General features: G+C 72.3%; 17 protein-coding genes. 11 read left to right on the plus strand and 6 right to left on the minus strand.

Annotation, left to right across the window (positions count from 1 at the left end; translation table 11 throughout):
• Positions 1–177: 177 nt before the first annotated feature.
• Positions 178–1,179: an asparaginase gene (locus tag AC16DP_RS09525; protein ID WP_329730219.1), complete on the minus strand. Its 1,002-nt coding sequence runs from the start codon at positions 1,177–1,179 to the stop codon at positions 178–180.
• Between the two features lie 165 nt (positions 1,180–1,344).
• Between AC16DP_RS09525 and AC16DP_RS09530 the strand changes: the two genes are divergently transcribed.
• From AC16DP_RS09530 to AC16DP_RS09560, 7 genes are all read left to right on the plus strand, one after another.
• The gene (locus AC16DP_RS09530) at positions 1,345–1,650 is read left to right on the plus strand and encodes a hypothetical protein (RefSeq protein ID WP_329730220.1); all 306 of its coding nucleotides are present in this window, start codon (positions 1,345–1,347) and stop codon (positions 1,648–1,650) included.
• Between the two features lie 22 nt (positions 1,651–1,672).
• The gene (locus AC16DP_RS09535; RefSeq protein WP_329730221.1) at positions 1,673–2,914 is read left to right on the plus strand and encodes an endonuclease/exonuclease/phosphatase family protein; all 1,242 of its coding nucleotides are present in this window, start codon (positions 1,673–1,675) and stop codon (positions 2,912–2,914) included.
• Positions 2,915–2,964: 50 nt separating this feature from the next.
• Complete coding sequence (locus AC16DP_RS09540) at positions 2,965–3,699, plus strand: 16S rRNA (uracil(1498)-N(3))-methyltransferase (RefSeq protein WP_329730222.1); 735 nt, start codon at positions 2,965–2,967, stop codon at positions 3,697–3,699.
• Positions 3,700–3,824: 125 nt separating this feature from the next.
• Entirely contained in the window at positions 3,825–4,091 is a 267-nt protein-coding gene (locus tag AC16DP_RS09545) for a hypothetical protein (protein WP_329730223.1), read from the plus strand.
• 113 nt (positions 4,092–4,204) lie between these two features.
• Positions 4,205–5,509, plus strand: a complete 1,305-nt coding sequence (locus tag AC16DP_RS09550; RefSeq protein WP_329730224.1) for an RDD family protein — start codon at positions 4,205–4,207, stop codon at positions 5,507–5,509.
• 68 nt (positions 5,510–5,577) lie between these two features.
• Positions 5,578–8,298, plus strand: a complete 2,721-nt coding sequence (locus AC16DP_RS09555) for a GspE/PulE/PilB domain-containing protein (protein WP_329730225.1) — start codon at positions 5,578–5,580, stop codon at positions 8,296–8,298.
• Between the two features lie 29 nt (positions 8,299–8,327).
• Positions 8,328–9,866, plus strand: a complete 1,539-nt coding sequence (locus tag AC16DP_RS09560) for a sensor histidine kinase (RefSeq protein ID WP_329730226.1) — start codon at positions 8,328–8,330, stop codon at positions 9,864–9,866.
• A gap of 136 nt (positions 9,867–10,002) precedes the next feature.
• Here AC16DP_RS09560 and AC16DP_RS09565 read toward each other — a convergent pair whose 3' ends face one another.
• Positions 10,003–10,554: a hypothetical protein gene (locus AC16DP_RS09565; RefSeq protein WP_329730227.1), complete on the minus strand. Its 552-nt coding sequence runs from the start codon at positions 10,552–10,554 to the stop codon at positions 10,003–10,005.
• A gap of 188 nt (positions 10,555–10,742) precedes the next feature.
• Between AC16DP_RS09565 and AC16DP_RS09570 the strand changes: the two genes are divergently transcribed.
• A complete protein-coding gene (locus tag AC16DP_RS09570; RefSeq protein ID WP_329730228.1) occupies positions 10,743–13,943 on the plus strand; it encodes a protein kinase domain-containing protein in 3,201 nt (1,066 codons plus the stop codon).
• Here AC16DP_RS09570 and AC16DP_RS09575 read toward each other — a convergent pair.
• Entirely contained in the window at positions 13,929–15,185 is a 1,257-nt protein-coding gene (locus tag AC16DP_RS09575; protein WP_329730229.1) for an ADYC domain-containing protein, read from the minus strand. The two genes, AC16DP_RS09570 and AC16DP_RS09575, sit on opposite strands and share 15 nt — an antisense overlap.
• Positions 15,186–15,492: 307 nt before the next feature.
• Here AC16DP_RS09575 and AC16DP_RS09580 point away from each other — a divergent pair, with 307 nt between their 5' ends.
• Entirely contained in the window at positions 15,493–16,836 is a 1,344-nt protein-coding gene (locus tag AC16DP_RS09580; RefSeq protein WP_329730230.1) for a sigma 54-interacting transcriptional regulator, read from the plus strand.
• A gap of 107 nt (positions 16,837–16,943) precedes the next feature.
• Here the strand turns inward: AC16DP_RS09580 and AC16DP_RS09585 are convergent, their stop codons facing one another.
• Positions 16,944–17,636, minus strand: a complete 693-nt coding sequence (locus AC16DP_RS09585; protein WP_329730231.1) for a TetR/AcrR family transcriptional regulator — start codon at positions 17,634–17,636, stop codon at positions 16,944–16,946.
• Between the two features lie 83 nt (positions 17,637–17,719).
• On the opposite strand from AC16DP_RS09585, the gene AC16DP_RS09590 reads away from it, so the two are divergent.
• Positions 17,720–18,169 carry a VOC family protein gene (locus tag AC16DP_RS09590; RefSeq protein ID WP_329730232.1) on the plus strand — a complete coding sequence of 150 codons (450 nt, stop codon included), beginning with the start codon at positions 17,720–17,722 and terminating at the stop codon, positions 18,167–18,169.
• A 43-nt stretch (positions 18,170–18,212) separates the two neighbouring features.
• Here AC16DP_RS09590 and AC16DP_RS09595 read toward each other — a convergent pair whose 3' ends face one another.
• On the minus strand, positions 18,213–19,658 hold the full coding sequence (locus tag AC16DP_RS09595; RefSeq protein WP_329730233.1) for a heavy metal sensor histidine kinase: 1,446 nt from the start codon (positions 19,656–19,658) through the stop codon (positions 18,213–18,215).
• Entirely contained in the window at positions 19,655–20,323 is a 669-nt protein-coding gene (locus AC16DP_RS09600; protein WP_483956680.1) for a winged helix-turn-helix domain-containing protein, read from the minus strand. The genes AC16DP_RS09595 and AC16DP_RS09600 overlap by 4 nt, the downstream gene beginning before the upstream one ends.
• Positions 20,324–20,459: 136 nt before the next feature.
• Between AC16DP_RS09600 and AC16DP_RS09605 the strand changes: the two genes are divergently transcribed.
• A partial coding sequence (locus tag AC16DP_RS09605) for a glycosyltransferase 87 family protein (protein ID WP_483956679.1) occupies positions 20,460–21,057 on the plus strand: 598 nt, incomplete at its 3' end.

Genomic DNA, 21,057 nt, shown 5'->3' on the forward strand with positions numbered 1-21,057 from the left:
CCAGGCCGGAGCCTGCCAGCTCCCTCTCCAGTACTCCCTCCAGCTGCTGTCCACTCTCCATCATGGCCCAACAGCCTACTTCTCCCGTCCTATCCCCTGCCCTATTTTTTGGGTAAGTATGAGCCCAGAGGGAGAGGGAGGAGTGGAGGCGCATTCAGTGGGAGGCAGTCGTCTCCCTCATGAGAAGCGCAGCCGCCCCACCGCGCGCAAGCTGCCCGTCACCACTCCCCGAGTGTTGCGCTGCAGCGGCTCCACGTGGTGCCCCAGTTCCTCCATCGGCACCGACACGCGCCGCTCGTACCGCTCGAAGAGCTGACGCAGCACCTCCAGCAACGCTGGCGGCGAGCACCGCATGTCCCCGTCCTCCACCTTCAGCGAGATGCCCAGCCCCAGCGCCGGCACCGCCGCGCTGTAGATGCCCTCCGCCCCCACCTTCGCCAGCACCCCCCCGCGCCCCGCCGCCATCAGCTCCGTGCACAGCCGCCCCGTGCCCGCCACCAGCTCCGGGTGCGCCCACATGGCCTCGCGCAGCCGCTTCGCCGCCTCCAGCTCCGCCACGCCGAAGCGCGCGTACGCCGCCGCCATGGCCCTCAGCGGCAGCCCGAAACACACCGCCGTGCACCCATCCACCGCCTGCAGCAGCGAGCCCGCCGGCAGCCCCGTCCAGTGCGCCACCTCCTCGAGAATGCGCGCCTGCACCGGGTGCCCCGCGCGCTCGTACCCCTCCGTGGGCCAGCCGTGGTGCTTCGCCAACGCCAGCATCCCCGCGTGCTTCCCCGAGCAGTTGCTCCACCTCGGCGTGATGACCGTCCCCGTGCGCAGCGCCTCGTCCGCCACCGCCTGCGACAACGGCGGATGCGGCCCGCATGCCAGCTGCGACTCCTCACAGCCCGCGGCCCTCAACATGCCCGCGCATACCTCGCGGTGCAACGGCTCGCTCGAGTGCGAGGCACACGCCAGCGCCAGCTCCCTCGGGCCGAAGCCGAAGCGGTCCGCCGCCCCGTCCCGCACCAGCGGCAACGCCTGGAAGGCCTTCGCCGCCGAACGCCACAGGGAGACCCGCTCGGGGTTGCCCGCCGACGCCACCAGCTCGCCCCGCGCGTCCACCACCGCCACGGACACATGGTGCACGGACTCGACGTAGCCGGAGCGCGTCGATTCGATCTGAAGAGAGGACATGTCGCCCCGCGCATAGCAGGTGTCCCGCCTCTTTGCCTCGCTCCCGATGGCTCGCTCCCCCGCCTCCCCTCCCCCAGGGGCGAAGGGATGGGTTGGCGGGTGCCACCGGCCGCCCGACATTGAGGGAAGGCACACCCCCTCATGAGCCCACCTCAGGAGCCCATCATGGCAGGCAAGTTCAGCAAGACCACGACACCCGGCAGGGGCTACACGGACGCCGTCACCCAGTCCCGGCCCCCCACCGACTCCTCCGGACGCGGCGTCCCCGACGAGCGGCGCGCCTTCTCGGAGCAGCGCGAGGGCCTCTTCGCGGGCAACGCGGATGACGACACCGTCACGGGCCGCAAGGCCGGTGACGGAGCCGACCCCACCCACACGCCTCCCGGTCTGTCCGCCGAGGGAGCGGGCGGCCCCGAGGATGCTGGCACGGAGAGCGACGAAGCACCCAGTGGCCGCGTGCAGGGCGGGTAGTCCACCAACACATAGAGAACTCATGCCAGGACAGGCCCTCTCGCGATTACTGGACCGCCTCCCCTTCGGGAGGAATGTCATCGACGGCGTCCCCGCCGCACCACCCCAGCACCTGCCGCACCGGGAGCCCACCCAGGTCCACCAGGGCTTCGAGTCGCTGCCGGCCGCCGATGGGCCGCGGCTACTCGGCAACGGGACCACGCTGCTGGTGCACCATCCCCGGCCGCGCCCGCCCCGGGACCACGTGCTCCGCGTGATGACGTACAACATCCTCCTGGGCGGCGAGCGCCGGGCCCTGCTCGAGGCCTACTTCGCCTCGATGGAGGAGCTCGGCCGGATGCCGGACGTCATCGCGCTCCAGGAGGCCAGTCAGCCCACCGCCATGGAGCTCGCGCGCGACTACGGCTTCCACCTCGTCTACCAGGGCCGCGACGTGGCCGGGCCCGTCATCAACGGCAAGGCCATCCTCAGCCGCCACCCCATCCTCGAGGCCGCGCACTACACCTATGCCTTCCCCGAGGACGCCCGCGCCGCCGCCATCGCCCGCCAGGGCTTCGTCGGCGAGCTGGACGAGGACCGCGGCGCCCTCTTCGCCCTCATCGACGTGCCCGGCACCCACGTGGCCCTCTACAACGTGCACCACACGCTGGGCGACAGCGGCATCAACGCCGGCCAGCTCTGGCAGCTCCAGGCCACCCTGCACGCCCGCGATGGCATCCCCTCCATCGCCCTCGGCGACTTCAACGCCAACATCAACGTCAAGCACCACTACTCGCTCCTGCCTGGCCCCATCCGCAAGCACGAGCCCACCGAGACCGTGAAGGACTACGAGTCGCGCTACGGCAACGTGCACCCCAGCGTGGGCGACTGGGGCGTGGGCAACATCGGCGACGTGCGCGTGCGCCGCGCCCTCCACGCCCTCGAGCACGAGCTGCCCGACCCGCTCCGCCGCGCCCGCGAGCTGCGCGTGCGCCTGCCGGATGGTTCCTTCATCAAGCCCGACGAGGCCCGCGCGAAGCTCGTCGCCGGCTGCTGCGCGAAGAACTCCGAGCAGTGGCTGCGCCTCCAGGACGTGGCCGACATGTCCACCCTCAACTCGCTCCCCAATGGCCAGGGCGTGGTGCCCGCCACCGGCAAGCGCTTCGACACCTTCTTCGCCTCCCGCCAGCTCGAGCCCCTCCTGCTCGAGGTGGACCACTCCACCGACGCGTCCGACCACCTGCCCTCCGTCGCCGACTTCCAGCTGCGCGGCCTCCGCCACTGAGCCGGCCCTGGTAGAAAGGGAGGCCCACCCTCCCGGAGGACAGCCCACCCGTGGTCCGACTCTTCGTCCCGCTCCCCGAGCCCGCTCCCCCCGAGGTGACGCTCTCGGGCGAGCGGCGCCACTACCTCGTCCACGTCCTGCGGCTCGCCGAGGGCTCCTCGCTCGAGGTCTTCGACGGCGCGGGCCGGGCCTTCGAGGCGCGCGTGGCCTCGCTGGACGCGGAAGCGGTGCGCCTGGTGCTCGGCGAGGCCCGGCTCACCCCTCCGCCCCGCCCGCTCCACATCCTCCAGGGGCTCCCCAAGGGCGACAAGCTGGAGTGGGTGCTGCAGAAGGGCACCGAGCTGGGCGCCACCGCCTTCCACCCCGTGGCCACCGCCCGCAGCGTGGTGAAGCTCGAGCCCAAACGCGCCGAGGAGCGCACCACCCGCTGGACCAGAATCGTCGAGGAGGCCGCCCGCCAGTGCCGGCGCAACGACGTGCCCGTCGTCCATGTCCCCTGCCCCCTCGTGGACGCGGCACGCTCGCTCGCCCCCGGCACCACCCTGCTCGTGCTCGACGAGGAGGAGTCCGCCGTGCCGCTCGGCGAGGCCTTCCGCTCCTGCGCGCCCGGCGCGCCCGTGGCCCTCGTGGTGGGCCCCGAGGGCGGCCTGGCCCGCGAGGAGGTCTCCGCGCTCCGGGCCCTCGGCGCCCGGCCCGTCACGCTCGGCCGCCGCATCCTGCGCACCGAGACGGCCGCCCTCGCCGCGCTCGCCGTCATGGGCTTCCTGGACGGAGAGCTCGGTTAGCACTCGGCCAGGAGCCGGGAGGACGGGCCCCCGCCGCCCGGCGTCTGCCCACCGCGTGACGCCGTCCCTATGTTTGCTCCGCAACGGCGCCCTCATCCCGAGGGGCCACAGAGGGAGCGGCTTCCATGGCCATCTACGCCTACGCGCTCATCGGAATCATCGTGGGCATCCTCGCGCGGATCGCCCTGCCCCCCACACGCACCGTAGGGTTCGTGGGCAGCGCACTGCTCGGCGGAGTGGGCGGCATCATCGGCGCCCTCCTCAGCTCCATCTTCGCGCCCGTGAGCATCACCCGCGGCATCCACCCCGTGGGCGTCGTGGTGGCCATCCTCTTCTCGGCCCTGGTGTCCATCGGGGTCATCGTCGGCACCCGGAACCGGAACTTCGCCTGAGCGGACGTCCAACGGTGTCCAGGCAGGGAACCCCGGCTTCCGGCGGTTTTCTTGCTCCCGGCTCCAGGACGGCGTTTCATGGTGCTACAGCCTTCTCCATCCGGGAGGAACCGTTGTCCAAGTGCCTGAAGTGCGGAGCTCCGCTGCCGCCTGTAGGGGACTGCCCCACCTGCGCCGCCGCGTCCCAGCCCGCGGCCCGGGCCGTCCCGAGTTTTCTGGACAAGGAGATCCAGATCGACCGCCGCCGCCCGGATCGTGACGCGCCGGCGATACCCGGCCCCGCCGCGCCTCCCGCCACCCCGCCCGGGATGACCGCCCGCGCGCCGACGCCCCCCGGCATGAACCCGGCGGCCCCGCGTCCCCAGGCTCCGGCCCCCCAGGCCGCGCCTCGCGCTCCGGGTCTGCCCGTCATGCCTCCGCGCGCGCAGGCTCCGGCTCCCGCCATGGCCGCGGCCCCCGCGCCCCGGCCCCAGGCTCCCGCCGCTCCGGTGCCCCAAGCCCAGGCCGCCGCGCCCCGTCCTCCGGCTCCCGCCCAGGCCGCCGCGCCTCGTCCCATGGCGCCTCCGGCTCCCGCCGTTCCGGTGGCCCAGGCCGCCGCGCCCCGTCCTCCGGCGGCGCCCCCGCAGGCCCCCTCCTTCCACCTGCCCGGCGTCGCGGCCCCGGCCCCCGCCCCGCGCGCGAACACCCCGGCCTTCGGTGTGGCCCAGGCGTCCGCCCCGGGTCTCCCCGTGATGCCTCCGCGTCCGCAGCAGGCCACCCCGGCTCCGCAGAACATGCCCGTGGCGAAGGCGGCCGCTCCGCTGGACCTCTCCCTCGAGGAGGACTCCTTCCCCGTCGACATGGAGGAGTCCGAGCCCGCCGCCCCGCCGCCGCCCGTGGCCGCCGCTCCCGTCCGGAGCCCGGCGCCTCCCGCTCCCAAGCTGGCGGGCCCGGTGTCCAAGGAGACGGAGATCCACGCCCGCCCGGCCTCGCTCTGGCGCCGGTTGCTGGCCCTGGGCATCGACACCGGCGCCATCGCCGGAGTGGCCGCGCTCTACCTCATGCTCGCCTCCTCCGTGGCCGGCGTGCAGGCGCCCCAGACGAGCCTCTCGGGGCTCGACGCCATCGTCGTGCAGATCCGCGCCCTCCAGTCCGTGCTGCTGCCCGGCGCCGCCCTCCTCCTGGTGCTGTCGCTCGTCTACTGCGCCGTGTCCGCCTTCCTCTGGAATGGCCGCACGCTGGGCCGTCGGCTGCTCGGGCTGAGGCTCGTGGACACCCACGGCCTGGCCCCCGCGCCCGGCCGCGCCATCGTCCGCGCCATGCTCGCCACACTGTCCTTCGGGCTCTTCCTGGCGGGCTTCTGGATGGCCCTCTTCGACCGCCGCGGCCAGACGCTCCACGACAAGCTCACCTCCACGTACGTCGTCCAGCCGAGCTAGTGCACCCCCGAGCCGATGCAGGGATTCGTTGTGCCTGCCGGCCGCGGCCGTAAGATGCCGCGTCCCCCATGCCTTCCCATCTTGCCCACACCCTGATCGCGCAAGGCCTCCTCCCCCAGGACAAGGCCGAGGAAGCCTTGCGTCATCAGACGGCGCAAGGTGGCTCCATCGACACCGCGCTGATGGAGCGCCGGCTCCTCCCCGAGCCCCAGGTGCTGCACGCGCTCGGCGAGGCCTCCGGGCTGCGCCCCGTCAACCTGGCCGACTTCGAGCCCAACGCGGACGTCGCCTCCTTCATCCCTCCGAAGATCGCCGAACGCCTGTGCGTGGTGCCGCTGTCGCTCGATGGCACCACCCTGCACGTGGCCTGCGGCTATCCGGTCCCCAAGAAGGAGCTGGAGGAGGTGGGCTTCCTCCTCGGCAGACCCCTGGAGCTGTGGGTGGCCACCGAGGTGCGCGTCCGCGAGTGGATCTCCGTCATCTACCGGCAGCCCCTCTCCCCGCGCTACACCGCCCTGCTCACCGCGCTCGACCCCGAGCGCATGGGCGCGGCGGCTCCTCCGGCGCCCCAGCCCGTTCAGCCCGCGCAGCCCGCCGCCGTCGCGGCTCCGGCCCCCGCTCCGGCACCGAAGCCCGCCCCCGCGCCCGCTCCGCCCCCCAAGCCCCCGGACGACGCGGCCCTCACGTTGGAGATGGTGGAACGTCTGGCGCGCTCCGTCGCCGCCGAGCCCTTCCCGATCGCTCCTCCGCAAATGCAGCCGCAGCAGCCGCCACAGCCGCAGCAGCGGCCCAGCGGCGCGCCTCCTGCCCCGGCTCCGGCCGCCGCCGCTCAGCCCGCGCGCCCGGCGGCTCCCCCCGCGCCTCCCGCCTCCGCACCGCCCGGCCCCGCCACGACGAACCCGGCCGCCATCCGCGAGCCGCTGCGCCTGAACATGCCCGAGCCCGCGCGTCCCGCGGCTCCGCCTCCGCAGGCCCAGCCCGCTCCCGCCGCGCGCCCCGCCGCCGCGCCTCCGCAGGCCCAGCCCGCTCCCGCCGCGCGTCCCGCGGCTCCGCCTCCACAGGCCCAGCCCGCTCCCGCCGCCGCGCGTCCCGCGGCGCAGCCTCCGCCCCAGGCCCCGCCCGTTGCCGCGCCTCCCGCGCCGCAGCCCGCCGCTCCCGTGGCGGTCCAGCCGCGCCCGCAGCTCGAGCCGCGTGCTCCCGCGCCCGCCGCGCCGCAGTCCGCCCGCGACGACGTGCCCGAGTGGACGCTCGCCCAGGCCCGCGCCGCCCTCAAGGAGTCCACGCGCGACCGCGATCGCCTCATCGACACCGCCCTGCGCTTCGGCCGCCGCACCTTCGACTACGTGGCCGCCTTCGCCGTGCTGCGCGGCGCGGCCGTGGGCTGGGACGCGCGCGGTGACGGACTCGCCAGCGAGCAGCTCTCCCTGGTGTCCATCCCGCTCGACGCCTCCAGCGTCTTCCGCACCGTGGCCATCACCCGCGGCAGCTACGCGGGCCCCATGCCGCCGGACAGCCTGACGAAGCACTACCTGGAGCTGTTCGGCCGCCAGCCTCCGCGCACCCTCTTCCTCTACCCGGTGGAAGTGCGCGGCCGGCTCGTGGCCGTCCTCTACGGTGACTGCGGCCAGAAGCCCATCAGCCAGCGCCGCCTGTCCGACTTCATCCTCTTCTGCCAGGACCTGCCCGCCGCCTTCCAGGAGCTCATCCTCTTCCGCAAGCAGCGCCTGGGCGAGCTGCGCAACGCGCTGGACTTCGACGTGGACGTGGACGTGCAGCCCGCCGCCAGCACGCCCACGGCCCCGAGCGCTCCGGCACCCGCCATGGCCGCGGGCCTGGGGTGGAGCCCCTTCGTCAACCGCACCGCCAACGCGCTGGGCCGCGCCGCCTCCATGGCGCCGCTCGTCATGTCCCAGGAGGAGCGCCCGCCTCCGGACTTCGGCCCGCTGCTCAAGCGCCTCACCGGCCCGGACGCCAACCAGCGCGCGAGCGCCATGGCCGAGCTGGCGCGCTCGCCCGAGGCCAGCGCCAAGGTGCTCGCCACGCACTTCCCCGGCCCCACCGCGTGGAGCCGCCTGCCCGTGGTGGAGCTGCCCGAGGCCGATGAGCTCGGCCCCATCCCCGGTGCCCTGTCCCGGCTCGGCCGGCCCGCGGCCCAGGCGCTGGCGCCGCTGTTGGACTCGAGCGACGCGGACACGCGCTACTTCGCGCTCCTCACCGCCGGCAGCCTCCCATACGTGGAGCTGGTGGACGGCGTGCTGCGCGGCCTCTTCGACTACGAGCCGGACATCTCCAGCGCCGCGCGCGTGGCCGCCGCCGCCCTCAAGCACCTGCCCCGCCTGGACGCCGCCCGCAAGGAGCTGCGCCAGGAGCTCACCAGCCGGGACGCGCTGCGGCGCTCGCTGGCGGCGCGCGCCCTGGGCACGCTGCACGACCGCGAGTCCATCGAAGGCCTCATCCACCTCACCGGCAGCGACGACGAGATGTGCGCCCAGGCCGCCGCCGAGGCGCTGCGCGAGGTGACGCGTGTCACGCTCGGCCTGGACACGCGCGCGTGGACGGCGTGGTGGGCGGAGAACCGCGGCCGCCGCCGCGCCGACTGGCTCGTGGCCTCGCTGCGCCACCCGGAGCTGGACGTGCGCCTGGCCGCCATCGAGGAGCTCAGCCGGGGCCTCAATGACACGCTGGGCTACTACGCCGATGCGCCCGACGCCGAGCGCGAGGCGGCCGTGCGCCGGTGGGAGGCCGCGGTGGCGGACCCCGCCCGGGCGCGCCGGTTGTCCCTGCTGTAGTTCGCGAGTGACGTGACGGAGAGGACCCGATGACACAGGCGTGGATCAGCCTCGGGGCCTGCGCGGGGCTGCTGGCGCTGGCGGGCCTGGCCCTGGTGCGCGTGGGGCGCAGTGTGCTGGCACTGCCGCTGTCGGTGCTGTGCATCGCCCTGTCCACGTGGAACTTCGCGGACTTCGCGCTGGCGCACTCGGGCGGACCGGGCTGGCGCTTCATCGCCACGGCGGCGGCGCTGATGAGCGCTCCGTCCGCGCTGCACTTCATCCTCTCCTTCGTGGGCGAGCGGCGCCGGCTGGCGGCGGCGATGTTCTCCGCGTACGCCGTCTTCGGGGTGCTGGCGGCCACGGCCGTGGCGGGCCTGGGCTCGACGCGCGTGGCCGAGGCGGTGGGCTCGCGGGGCTTCGTCCTGACGGTGCTGGCCTTCACGGCGCCACTGCTGCTCGGGGGCTTCACCCTGCTCACCCAGCACCTGCGCCGCGAGGTGCGCGCCACCGAGCGCACCCGGGCGAGCCTGATGCTCGCGGGGCTGGCGCTGCTGGTGACGCTGCTGGGCACGGACCTGGTGGCGGTGCTGGGCCAGGAGGTGCCGCGCCTGGGCAACCTGGGCACGCTGCTGGGCCTGCCGGCCATCGCGGTGGTGGCCCTGCGCCTGCGCCTCTTCGGACAGGAGTTGTCCAACGTCCACGCGATGTACGCGCTGCTGCTGGCGCTCGTGGGCGTGCTGGCCTACCTCGCCATCTTCCAGCTCTTCGCCGCGCAGTACGGCGCGCTGGTGGTGGGGACGGCGGCCGTGACCCTGACCCTGCTGGCCATCATGCGCCGGGGCGTCATCGCCTTCGTGGCCCAGCGCGAGCGGCTGGAGCAGATGGCCACCCTGGGCCGCTTCTCCGCGCAGATGGCGCATGACCTGAAGAACCCCATCGCCGCGCTCAAGGGGGCCGCGCAGTACCTGAAGGTGGAGCACTCGCGGGGGCAGCCCTGGGACGACAAGGGCGAGTTCCTGGACCTGCTGCTGGAGCAGGTGGAGCGGCTGGACCGGGTGGTGAGCACCTACCAGCGCCTGGGCCGGGTGGAGCCACTGAAGCAGCCGCTGGACCTGAACCAGCTGGCGGCGAGCGTGCTGTCCCTGCAGACCTTCACCGGACGCCCCGAGGTGGAGATCCACCGCGAGTTGGCGGCGGACCTGCCGCGCTGCACGGGGGACTGGGACCTGCTGGCCAACGCGGTGGAGAACCTGGTGCGCAACGCCTTCGAGGCCATGCCACGCGGGGGCACGCTGACGCTGCGGACGAAGCTCGACGGAACGGGCGTGGCGCTCGGCGTGGAGGACACGGGCGAGGGCATGAACGCGCGCACGCGGGAGCGGGCCTTCGATGACTTCTACACCACCAAGGCCACGGGGAGCGGGCTGGGGCTGGCCTTCGTACGGCGGGTGGTGGAGGCCCACGGCGGCGAGGTGACGCTGACGAGCCACGAGGGACGCGGCACCACCGTGACGCTGCGCCTGCCGGTCTCCGACTCGCCCGCTGGAGAGCCCGTGCCGGGAGAAGCGGAACCCTGGCCGGGTTAGTCCCCCTGTGCCGGCAGCAGGAGAGCCGCCGGAGCAACGAAGTGCCCCCCATCCGCCTTGGCGCTGAACCGGAGGACCCGGGGGACCCGACCTCCCGGGCCTCACGACATGCCCGCGAGGAGCTCGGGGCGCCGGGCTACGGCGCCAGACACTGCGGCGCCTGCCCGAAGAACTCCTCCGGACCGGCGAGCATGACGGCGGTAACATTCGTCAGGCTCATGAGCTGGAGCGCCAGGGCCACCGGCTCCTTGGACTGAGCCACCGGCGTCTCCTGGCCGGGCAGATAAGCGGCGAACAAGTCCGGCGCGAGGGCCGCGACCGTGCCCAACGGCGCCTGGTCCATGACCGGAATCACGCCCCATACGCCGAAGGGCTCTGCGTGCGGCCACTTGTTCTCGAGGCAGAACCTGAAGCACGCGGAGTCCGCCCATCTCCTCGCATCCTCCCACGACAGATCGGAGTAGGCGATCACTTCCGTGGAGGCACCTCCACACATGCACTGCAGCCTGGCCTCATACTGCTTCTTCGCCCAGACAGGAGGCTCCTTGCCTGCTGGGTTATAGACGGCGATGGTCCCCGCCCCACCAATGTTGGCGGCCTTCGCGACCGGGGTTCCCACCCAGCTCACGAGCAATCCCAGGGTCATGAAAAGACGCGCCACCCAGGTCCACTGACTCCGCTGATGCATGGTCCGCTCCCACAATAAGAGTCAAGAGAACTACACTCCCATTGTGACATGAAAGCCGCGCCGTTGGGCCGGGGGAGGAGGAGAACGACCGCGCGCCGTCGGCGCACACGTTGCTGTTGTTCTGGCTGTCGATGACCATCGCGTAGGCCCGCCCCTCCAGCAGATGCGGGCCACAGGCGGGGCCGCCCATGTCGAATCCCGGTAAGGAAGAGCGGACGCTCGAACCGACGCTCGCGCCAGAACCCACCGCTCCACCCGCTCTGGACGGCACGCTCCCGGGCGAGGAGTTCCCGGTCCCTCACTGGGACCGTTACGAGTTCCTCGCGCCACTGGGCAGCGGAGGCATGGGCGAGGTCTACAAGGCGAGGGATCGGCGCCTGGGCCGCGTCGTCGCGCTCAAGTTCATCCGGGGGGCGGACCCCGACAAGGTGATGCGCTTCCTCCAGGAGGCCCGCGCCCAGGCGCGCATCGACCATCCCCACGTGTGCAAGGTGTACGAGGTCGGCGACGTGGCCGGGAAGGCCTATATCGCCATGCAGCTCATCGGGGGCGAGCGGCTCGACAAGGCGGCCCAGGGCATGTCCCTGCCCGAGAAGGTGCAGGTGATGAAGGAGGCCGCCGAGGCCATCCACGAGGCGCACCGGCTCGGCGTCATCCACCGGGACCTCAAGCCCTCCAACATCATGGTCGAGCGCGGCGAGGACGGGCGCTGCTTCCCCGTCGTGATGGACTTCGGCCTCGCGTACGACATCGGCCAGGGGCACGGCCTCACGCAGACGGGCGCGCTCATGGGCACGCCCTCGTACATGGCACCCGAGCAGGCCCGCGGCGACGTGCGCGGCATCGACCGCCGCTCGGACGTCTACAGCCTGGGCGCGACGCTCTACGAGCTGCTCACCGGCGTGGTGCCCTTCACCGGCGACTCCATCCTGGGCACGCTGCAGAAGGTGCTCCACGAGGAGCCCCCCGCCCCGCGCACGCACGTGCCCCAGCTCCCGGGCGACCTGGAGACCATCGCCCTCAAGTGCCTCAACAAGGAGCCCGAGCAGCGCTACGCCTCGGCCCGCGCGCTCGCCGAGGACCTCGGACGCTACATCGATGGCGAGCCCATCCTCGGGCAGCGGCCGAGCCTCGTGTACCGGCTGCGGCGGCGGGCGCGGAAGCACCGGGCCCTGGTGGCCGTCTCGGCGGTGTCCCTGGCGAGCATCCTCGTCCTCTCCGCCTTCGGTGCGCGCTCGTGGCTGGAGGCCCGCACCACCCGGCAACGCTCCGAGGAGCGCGCACGGCTGGCCGGGCAGCTCGGGCAGCAGGTGAAGGAGATCGAATGGTTCCTGCGCGCGGCCTACACGCTGCCCCTGCACGACACCAGCCGCGAGCAGCAGCTCGTGCGCGAGCGCATGGAGCGCATCCGCTCACAGCCCCATGAGCTGGGCGGCCTCGGCGAGGGGCTCGTGCACTACGCGCTGGGGCGCGGCTACCTGGCCATGCACGAGCTGGAGCTCGCCCACGAGGAGCTGACGCGTGCGCAGGAGAAGGGCGTGGACTCCCCCGAGCTGCACTACGCAAGAGGCCGCGTGCTCGGCGAGCTGTACCACCAGGCCCTGGAGGACGCGCGCAACAGCGGCGGCAAGGAGTGGGTGGCCCAACGGCAGCGCAGCCTGGAGAAGCAATACCTGGAGCCCGCGCTCCAGTCGCTCGAGCGCAGCAGGGACCTGGACCTGGAGTCGCCCCGCTACCTGGAGGGGCTCATCGCCTTCTACCGCCGGGACTACGACGCGGCGGCGCGGCTCGCGGCCCAGGCGGCGGCGGAGACGCCCTGGGTGTACGAGGCCCGGAAGCTCGCCGGAGACGTGGCCTACACCCGGGCCATGGAGCACCTGGAGAAGGGCGAGTACGACCCGGCGCGCACCGGACTCGAGGAGTCGGGCCACCTGTATGAGCAGGCCATCGAGTCCGGCCGGAGCGATGCGCGCAACTACGAGGCACTCGCGGAGGTGTGGCTGCAGCAGTCGGTGATCGACTCGCGGCGGGGACTCTCGCGCAAGGCCTCGCTGGAGCGAGCGCTGGAGGCGGGTGACAAGGGCCTCCACGCCTCTCCGCTGCGCGCCTCGGGGTACACGAAGAAGGCCCAGGTGCTGATGCAGTGGTACCGGCTGATGAACTTCGAGAAGGGCGGGCTGGACCCCGAGCCCATCCTCACCGAGTGGACCGCCACCGCCGCGCGCGCCGTGAAGCTGGACCCTCGGGACGTGTACGCCTACGACATGCTGGGCTACAGCCACTTCATGCGCGCGCTCCGGCTGGCGCGGGAGGGCGCGGCGCCGGATGCCTCGTGGGACGCGGCCATCTCCTGGCTCGGCAAGGCGCTGGAGCTCCAGCCCGAGTACCCGTGGGGACACAACGACCTCGCGCAGGTCTACCGCTGGAAGGGCAATCACGAACGGGAGCACGGCGCGGATCCACGCGAGTCGTACGCCCGGGCCGAGCACCACTTGAACCAGGCGGCGCACAGCGACCCCGCGTACCTGCTGGCGCACACGAACCTGATCGAGCTGTACAGCGCGAAGGCGGCGTACGAGCTGTCGCGCGGGCTCAACCCCCAGGAGGACGTGGACAAGGCGCTCCAGGCGGGTGAGCGGGCCCTCGCGCTCGACGGCAACTACTACCTGGCGCTGAACGGGGTGGCGCTCACGGAGCTGACGCTCGCGCGCTACCTCGTCGCCAGCGGCGGAGACCCGCGCCCGAGGCTCGAGCGGGCATTCCAGTACCTGGAGCGCTCCGCGGCCATCAACGCCACCTACGGGCGCACCCCGCTCTACCGCGCCATGGGACACCTCGTGGAGGTGGAGCACACGATGCGGGACGGCCGGGAGCCCACGGCGTCGCTCGAGGCGGGGCGGCGGGCCCTCGCCGAGGCCTACAGCCATGACTCCGGTTGGGTCGAGTGCCGGCTGGTGGGCTCGAGGCTGGCGCTCGCGGAGGCGGCGTGGGCGAAGCGGCGGGGACTGACGGAGCTGCCGCTGCTGCAACAAGCGCTCGCGGAGGCCCGGCGCGCCGTGGAGATGTATCCCTATTACGAGACCCACCAGCAGCTGGCGCGCGTCTACTGGCGGCTGGCGGAGGCGCTGCCCGCGAGCAGGTCGCCCGACGCCATCTTCGAGGGCCTGGCGCAGGTGGACCTGGCACTCCGGCTCAACCCGAACCTGGCGCACGCCCAGGCCCTGCGCGGAGGCCTGCTGCTGGCCCGGGCGCGGACGATGCGCGAGGCGGAGCGCCCCGGCACCGTCCGCGAGGCCCGGGCCGCGCTCGCCCGGGCCCTCGAGCTCAACCCGCTGCTGTGGCGGGAGTACGAGGAGCCGCTGCGCGAGGCGGAGTCAGGGCAGCGTTGACGGATCCTCCACGGGGCCGGTGAAGATCTTCCCCTGCAGGGTGAAGTCCTCGGGCGTGCACGGGCCCACACCGTAGGTCTTCAGGTTGTTGGGGTTCTGCCCCAGCCAGGGCTCGGCCGTCGGACGGCGGCGGTTCTTCGTGTTGAGGCACACCGCGCCGAGCGGGCTCCAGAGGGCCTCGACGCGATCGATCGAGTCCTGCGGTCTGGCGAAGCCGTACTGGTCCCGCCTGAAGATCTTCGTGCCCCGCTTCGTGTAGCTGCGCCAGTCCCCCTTGCCGACGAAATAGGCGGCACGCTTCGCCTGCAGACAGGACTGGAAGACGTAGTTGCGAGTCTCGTCCAGTACGCCCGTGGCGGGAGCCCAGGGCGTGTAACCCCAGGCCAGACACGTGACGATGGAGCCCTGCTCGCAGCCCATGGTGGTCACGGTGGCATCGTCCTTGACGTAGCCCGTCCTGCCACTGACGCGCAGCCTGGGGAGGAAGGAGACGACGGTCTCGTCATCCCCCGCGCAGTGCCGTTGCCAGGTGCTGCCCGGGCGGAGCTCGCGGTACTTGAGCGTGTAGCGGTGCACCCCATCCTTCGCGGTCTTTTCCTTCTGGTCGGTGAAGAACCGCATGTCGTAGGAGATGAGCTGGGTCGCATCTCCATGTCCCATCGGCATGGAGCTGAGGCTGAGGATCACCTTGCTCACGTCGTCCCCCGTCAAGGTGTACGCCACATCGTTCAGCCGGTACTTGATGGTGAGCTGGGTCCGGTCTCCCTCGACCGCGAGCAGATACACGGGCGAGGAGTCGGCGGCGAGCCTGGCCGAGACCGGATACTCGATGACGCTGAACGCACCGTTCAGATAGCGGATGGCGAGCATGAGCCCCTTGGGCCTGTGGATGAAGGCTTCCGGGCAGAAGAGCCGCTGGTCGCCGGCCATGAAGCAGTAGTTGCCGCCCTCGGCGGTGTAGAGGCCCTTGGCGTTGCCATTACCGCCCGGGTCACAGTTCCCCGTGGGGCACTCGTCGGTGACAGTGATGCCCGCGAGCAGGGCCTTGTCGATGCCGCAGGTGGGCCCACCGGGGCAGGCCGAGACCGGGCCCGTGCCGGGGTCCGTCGGCCGGATCACCTGCTGGCACGCACCGCATCCGCTCGCCACGGTCACCAGGGCCATGCAGATGAACCATGCCGTCCACCGCCCGCCGGCCTCGCGGGTACCCACTCGCCGTGTCTTCGTCGTCTCCATATCCATGATGAGCTCCCCCTCGTGCGGCGGCAGGGGCGGGCTTCCCCCCGACCGCGAACCCACCCACGCCGCCGCGAACACTGGTTGGCGGGCGGCTTAGCCAAAGGCATGCCAGCACGTCAAAGCATGGGGGGCCGAGCAATCCCGGGCACCTACCGCGCCCGGTGAACTGGAAGACGCGTGGCTGCGCGCGGGTGGCACGGCACGTGGCACAGGTACTGGCACACCGAGCCGTGCCAGACACACCGGCCTATAATGCCCGCGCATGGAACAGGACGGGTCGACCCTCAAGCCGAGCGGAATTTTGAATGACATGAGTCCCGCCGTGCCGCGCGTCCCGGGTCTGATGCGGCTGTTCGCCGCGGGAACGACAATGGCGGTGGCCCTGCCGCTGAAGGGGGGCGAGTTGGAGCTGGGACGGGGCTCTCCGGCGCTGGGCGAGGCGCAGGACCCGCGGATGTCCCGCCGCCATGCGCGAATCCACTTCGACGGGCGGCGCTTCTGGGTCACCGACCTGGGCAGCCAGAATGGCACCTTCGTGGATGGCGAGCCCGTGCCCGCCAACACGCCCCGCGAGGTGCAACGGGTCATCCGCATGGGGGACTCGCTCTTCGTTCCCAGCGCGGATGTGTACCCGCTGGAGCAGCGTGGCGTGGTGAAGCGGGAGGGCTTCATCCGAGGCCCGGCGCTCCAGGCGCTGCTCGACGAAGTTTCTCGCGCGGCCCGGCTCGGCTTCCCGCTGCACATCCACGGCGAGAGCGGCACGGGCAAGGAGGGCGTGGCCCGTGCGTTCCACGAGAACGGGCCGCGCGGCACGGGCCCCTTCGTGGCGGTCAACTGCGCGGCGATTCCCCAGAGCATCGCCGAGCGGCTGCTCTTCGGAGCCAAACGCGGCGCCTACTCGGGAGCAGACGCCGACGCCCCGGGCTACCTCCAGACGGCGGACGGCGGGACGCTCTTCCTCGACGAGGTGGTGGAGCTGGACCTGGCGGTGCAGGCGAAGCTGCTGCGGGCACTGGAGACCAAGGAAGTCCTCTCGCTGGGAGCGGCGAAGCCGAAGGTGGTGGACATCCATATCTGCTCCGCGAGCAACCGGGATCTGCGCGCGCTGGTGGCGGCGGGGAAGCTGCGCGAGGACCTGTACTTCCGCATCGGCCGGCCGGAGGTGGCGCTGCCACCCCTGCGCCAGCGGCCCGAGGAGATTCCCCTCCTGCTCCACCGCGAGGTGCGGCAGGTAGAGCCCCAGCTGACGCTGCACTCGTCCTTCGTGGAGGCGTGCCTGATGCGGCCCTGGCCGGGCAACGTCCGGGAGCTGCTCGTGGAGGCCCGCAGCGCCATCCAGGCGGCGCTCATGCAGGAGGCCCCGCGCGTGGAGGCCCGCCACCTGAGCCCGAGCGCCGGCACCGCGTTCGGCGCCGCGGTGCCGGCCCCTGCCCCACCCTCTCCACCGCCAGAGCACCGGGAGCCACCCAAGGAAGCATCGTCGCGGGCGAAGCCGCTCGACACGGACGAGCGGACGCGCATCGAGGAAGCACTGCGGCAGAACGGAGGCAATGTGGCCGCCACGGCCCGGGCGCTCGGCATGCACCGCACGCAGCTGCGGCGGTTGCTCGAGCGCCACGCCCTCTCCGCTCCCGACGACAACGAGCAGGAGTAGGCGGGTCGCTGTCCCTGCGCACCAGTCCGCGCTCGGCGACGTGCTGGAGGTGCGGCTGGGAGCCGGGGTGCAGCGCCCTGACACCTCGGGGTGCTCGAGAGGTCAGGCTACACACGGCCCGCTCGTTTGCCTCGGGGGCGGCCCGCGCCGGGCGGAGCCGTCCGTTGCGCGGGTGCGGTCTCCGGCGCCACGGCGCGCAGCACGAGGTCCACCACGTCGCCCGCGGTCCGCCCCTGAATCGGCGCGTGCCCGAAGAGCACCCGGTAGTAGAGCGGCGCCGCCAGCAGGTCGAGGACGAGCTCGACGTCGATGTCCCCGCGGATGTCTCCGCGCGCGACCCCGCGGGCCAGCGCGGCCGCCATGGACGCTCGCCGCGTGGCGAAGACCCGCTCCCGAAACGCTTGCGCCAGTGCCGGCTCCACGGCCAGGTCCGCCACGAGCCCGGGCAGCGCCCGCCCCACGGCCCCGGCGAACGCCGCCGTGAGCGTGGACAGCCCGGACACCAGATCCTCCCGCGTGTCTCCCGTGTCCGCCGCCGGCGCCTCCCCCATCGACCGCACGAGCGTGTCCACCACGAGCTGCGGCTTGCCCGCCCAACGGCGGTAGAGGGTGGGCCGCCCCACCCCGGCCCGCTCCGCCACCGCCTCGAGCGACAACGCGCCATAGCCTCCCTCCCGCAGCAGCGCCAACGTCGCCGCGCGCACCTCCTCGTCGATGCGCTCGTCCCGAGGCCGTCCCGGCGCTCGCCGGGGCCCGGGCCCGGCCGCCGCCCCCCGTGCTTTCGTGTTTCGGCGTTCCATGGCCATCCAGTCTACGACCTCCTCCACTTCTCCTTGATTTCGTTACAGCGTGTAACTTAATCAAGGAGCAGGAGGTTTTGACCATGCAGCAATCCCCGATGCACGAGGAGACGGCGCGGCCTTCACCGGGTTGGCCGGTGGCTCAAATCCGTATCGCGCGCCCGACCGACAAGCTCGACGAGGTCGTCCATTTCTACCGGGAAGGGCTCGGCTTGAAGGTGCTCGGCTCGTTCACCGGGCATGCGGGCTATGACGGCGTGATGCTCGGCCTGCCCGGCGCCGGAGTCCATCTGGAGTTCACGCGCCATGCGCAGGGCAGCCCCGGACAGGCGCCGTCGCGCGACAACCTGCTCGTGCTCTACATCCCCGAGCGCGAGGCCGCCGCGCGAATCATCGCGCGCCTGGCGGCGATGGGCTACCCGGAGGTGGAGCCCGAGAATCCCTACTGGAAGGGACGGAGCACGACGATCGCCGATCCCGACGGCTGGCGCGTCGTGCTCTTCGACGGCGTCTGGGCTCCATCCCCCGAATGAGCCGGGTGAGTGGGCACGCCGAACACAGGCGTGAGCAGACTGTTCACGTCACGGAACCCGCGGGTGCGGTGCCGGCGGCTGCTGGCACCGGGCCGGGCAGCGTCAGCCTGAACCCGATGCGCCCCGCGGTCTGCCACACCTCGGCCTCCCCACCGTGCCGGACCATGATGGCGCGCACGATGGACAGGCCCAGGCCGTTGCCTTCGCCCGAGCGAGCCGGATCGGCGCGGTAGAAGCGGTCGAACAGGCGGGGCAGGCTCTCGGGCGGCACCGGCTCGCCTTCGTTGACCACCTCCAGCACCGCGCCCGCTGCATTGGCGCCGGCTGCGGCCCTCAGCTCGACCACGCTGCCCGGCCGGGCATGGCGCACGGCGTTGGACAGCAGGTTGGCCAGGGCGCGGCGCAGCAGCTGGGGTTCGGCCCACACCGGGGCGTCGCCGTGGCACACGATGCGAACGCCGCGTTCCTCGGCGAGGTCGGTGAAGTAATCGGCCTGCCGGGCCAATTCCTCCGTCCCCGACAGGTGCTGGCACCGCAAGGGCTCGTTCTGCGCCTGGTGTTCGCCGCGGGCCAGGAACAGCAGGCTATCGACCATGCGGTTGAGCCGCTCGAGCTCCAGCAGTTGCGACTCCAGCAACCGCGCGTGTTCGGCCTCGGTGCGCGGGCGGCTGAGCATGACCTGGCTCTGTCCGGTCAGCGTGGCCAGGGGGGTGCGCAGCTCGTGGGCCAGGTCGGCCGCGAACTGGTTGAGCCGGGCATAGCCGCTCTCCAGGCGGGCCAGCATGGCATTGAGGCCATGCACCAGCGCGTGCAGTTCGGCCGGGGTGTCCGAGGCATCGAGCCGCAGGGCCAGGCTCTGCGGTCCGATGACAGCGGTCTGGGCCTGCAGGCGGCGCAAGGGCGCCATCCCGCGCCAGATGAGCCACAGCACCAGCACCGCCGCCAGGCCACCGGCGCCCAGGCTGGCGGCCACGATGTGTCGCCGGTAACCGGCCAGCAGGGCTTCGCGCTCCGGGTACAGGCGGGCCAGCCGGATCTCGACCGTGGCGTCGCCCAGCCGGGCCCAGGCGTTCACCGCTGCCGCCGGCGCGCCAGCGGGTGACGACCAGTGCCGGATGTCGGCCACGGTCGCCTCGCGCTGTACCGCCACCGGCGGCAGCTGGGGCAGGGCCAGCCCCACCGGGTTGATGGCCAGCAGCAGGCCACCGCCGTCGGCCGGGGCGGCATGGATCTCGATGAGGGCATTGCTCTCACCGCTCATGGTGTCGCGCAGGTACTCGGTCTGGCTGCGCAGCATGGCCTGCGTGCCGCTGTGGCCCAGCAGCTGGCGCAGCTGCCGCAGCTTGCCCAGCAGTTGCACGTCGTCGCGCTGGCGCAGCTGCTGCTCGAACGAGCGGTACAGGTAGGCGCCGAGCACGGCGCTGGCCACCGCCGCGATCAGGGCGCACCACAGGCCCAGCCGCACACCCAGGGACAGGGGCCGCTTCATTCGCGCAGCTCGCAGATGTAGCCCATGCCGCGCACCGCATGGATCAGCCGGCCGGGCACCGGGTCGTCGATGCGCAGCCGCAGGCGCCGCACGGCCACATCCACCACGTTGGTGTCGCTGTCGAAGTTCATGTCCCAGACCTGGGAGGCGATCTCGGGGCGCGACAGCACCTGGCCCTGGCGGCGCATGAGCAGGTGCAGCAGGTTGAACTCGCGGGCACTGAGGTGAATGCGCCGCCCTGCCCGCGTGACGGTGCGCGCCGGCACGTTCATGCGCAGGTCGTCCACCTCCAGCAGTTCCTCCTCGCGCAGCGGACCGCGCCGCAGCAGGGTACGGATGCGGGCCAGCAATTCGGCAAAGGCGAACGGCTTGACCAGGTAGTCGTCGGCGCCGAGCCCGAGGCCCTCAACCCGATCCCGCACGGTGGCCGCCGCCGTCAGCATCAGCACGCGTGTAATGCCTCCCGTGGCCACCACCGCCCGGCAGACCTCGTCGCCTCGACAACCCGGCAGGTCCCGGTCCAGCACGAGGACGTCATAGTCGTGGGTGGTCGTCAGATCGATCGCGGTTGGCCCGTCGTAGCAGACGTCCACTGCCATCGCTCGGCGTCGCAAGCCGACAGCGAGTGTGTCGGCAAGAAGCTTCTCGTCCTCAGCGACCAACACCCGCAAGGCCCGGCCCCCTTCCCACCCGTGACCCCAGCCCTGGAGCCCGCGGGGGCCATTCTCCCACCCGGATGTACGGCCCGCATAAGGGTTCGCACTGACGAGGCCCTGACGCGGGGCCTGATGACCTGCGCGCATGAAGACCAACCGGGCCGCGCTGGTCTGCGGCGTGCTCGTCGCAGCCACCGCCTACGTGGTGATCGGCACCTACCGCATCGACCTGGATGTCTACCGGATCGGCGCTCAGGCACTCCTGGACGGCCGCGACCTCTACGGCCCCGTCCCGGCCACACGCGACGGGCTCACCCTGCCGTTCACTTATCCGCCCGCGGCCGCGATTCTGTTCGTGCCGCTGACACTGGTGCCCTTCGCAGTGGCCAGCGCGGGGCTCACCGTCGTGAGCATCGCCTCGCTCGGCGGAGCGTTGGCCCTCGCCCGCGCGAGACTGGACGCTGCTGCGGGAGAGCGTCCGCCCTTCCTGCTGCTGCTCCTGGTCGCGCTGCTTCTGGAACCTGTCCGCTCCACCCTGGGCTACGGCCAGATCAACCTGATCCTCATGGCGCTGGTATGCGCCGATCTGCTCCTGCGGTCCACGCGCTGGCCTCGAGGCCTGCTCATCGGACTGGCAGCAGCGATCAAGCTCACCCCCGCCGGCTTCCTCTTGGCGCTGCTTGTGCTTCGGCAGTGGCGAGCCGCCGCAACCGCTGTCGTGACCTTCCTCGCCGTGACCGGCG

It is taken from the genome of Archangium sp., assembly GCF_057119385.1.

Bases quoted from the DNA above. Each gene is read 5' to 3' on its own strand.
- AC16DP_RS09535 (WP_329730221.1), top strand. From the start codon at position 1,673: ATGCCAGGACAGGCCCTCTCGCGATTACTGGACCGCCTCCCCTTCGGG.
- AC16DP_RS09525 (WP_329730219.1), bottom strand. From the start codon at position 1,179: ATGTCCTCTCTTCAGATCGAATCGACGCGCTCCGGCTACGTCGAGTCC.
- AC16DP_RS09575 (WP_329730229.1), bottom strand. From the start codon at position 15,185: ATGGATATGGAGACGACGAAGACACGGCGAGTGGGTACCCGCGAGGCC.
- AC16DP_RS09530 (WP_329730220.1), top strand. From the start codon at position 1,345: ATGGCAGGCAAGTTCAGCAAGACCACGACACCCGGCAGGGGCTACACG.
- AC16DP_RS09545 (WP_329730223.1), top strand. From the start codon at position 3,825: ATGGCCATCTACGCCTACGCGCTCATCGGAATCATCGTGGGCATCCTC.
- AC16DP_RS09555 (WP_329730225.1), top strand. From the start codon at position 5,578: ATGCCTTCCCATCTTGCCCACACCCTGATCGCGCAAGGCCTCCTCCCC.
- AC16DP_RS09560 (WP_329730226.1), top strand. From the start codon at position 8,328: ATGACACAGGCGTGGATCAGCCTCGGGGCCTGCGCGGGGCTGCTGGCG.
- AC16DP_RS09585 (WP_329730231.1), bottom strand. From the start codon at position 17,636: ATGGAACGCCGAAACACGAAAGCACGGGGGGCGGCGGCCGGGCCCGGG.
- AC16DP_RS09590 (WP_329730232.1), top strand. From the start codon at position 17,720: ATGCAGCAATCCCCGATGCACGAGGAGACGGCGCGGCCTTCACCGGGT.
- AC16DP_RS09595 (WP_329730233.1), bottom strand. From the start codon at position 19,658: ATGAAGCGGCCCCTGTCCCTGGGTGTGCGGCTGGGCCTGTGGTGCGCC.
- AC16DP_RS09565 (WP_329730227.1), bottom strand. From the start codon at position 10,554: ATGCATCAGCGGAGTCAGTGGACCTGGGTGGCGCGTCTTTTCATGACC.
- AC16DP_RS09580 (WP_329730230.1), top strand. From the start codon at position 15,493: ATGAGTCCCGCCGTGCCGCGCGTCCCGGGTCTGATGCGGCTGTTCGCC.
- AC16DP_RS09570 (WP_329730228.1), top strand. From the start codon at position 10,743: ATGTCGAATCCCGGTAAGGAAGAGCGGACGCTCGAACCGACGCTCGCG.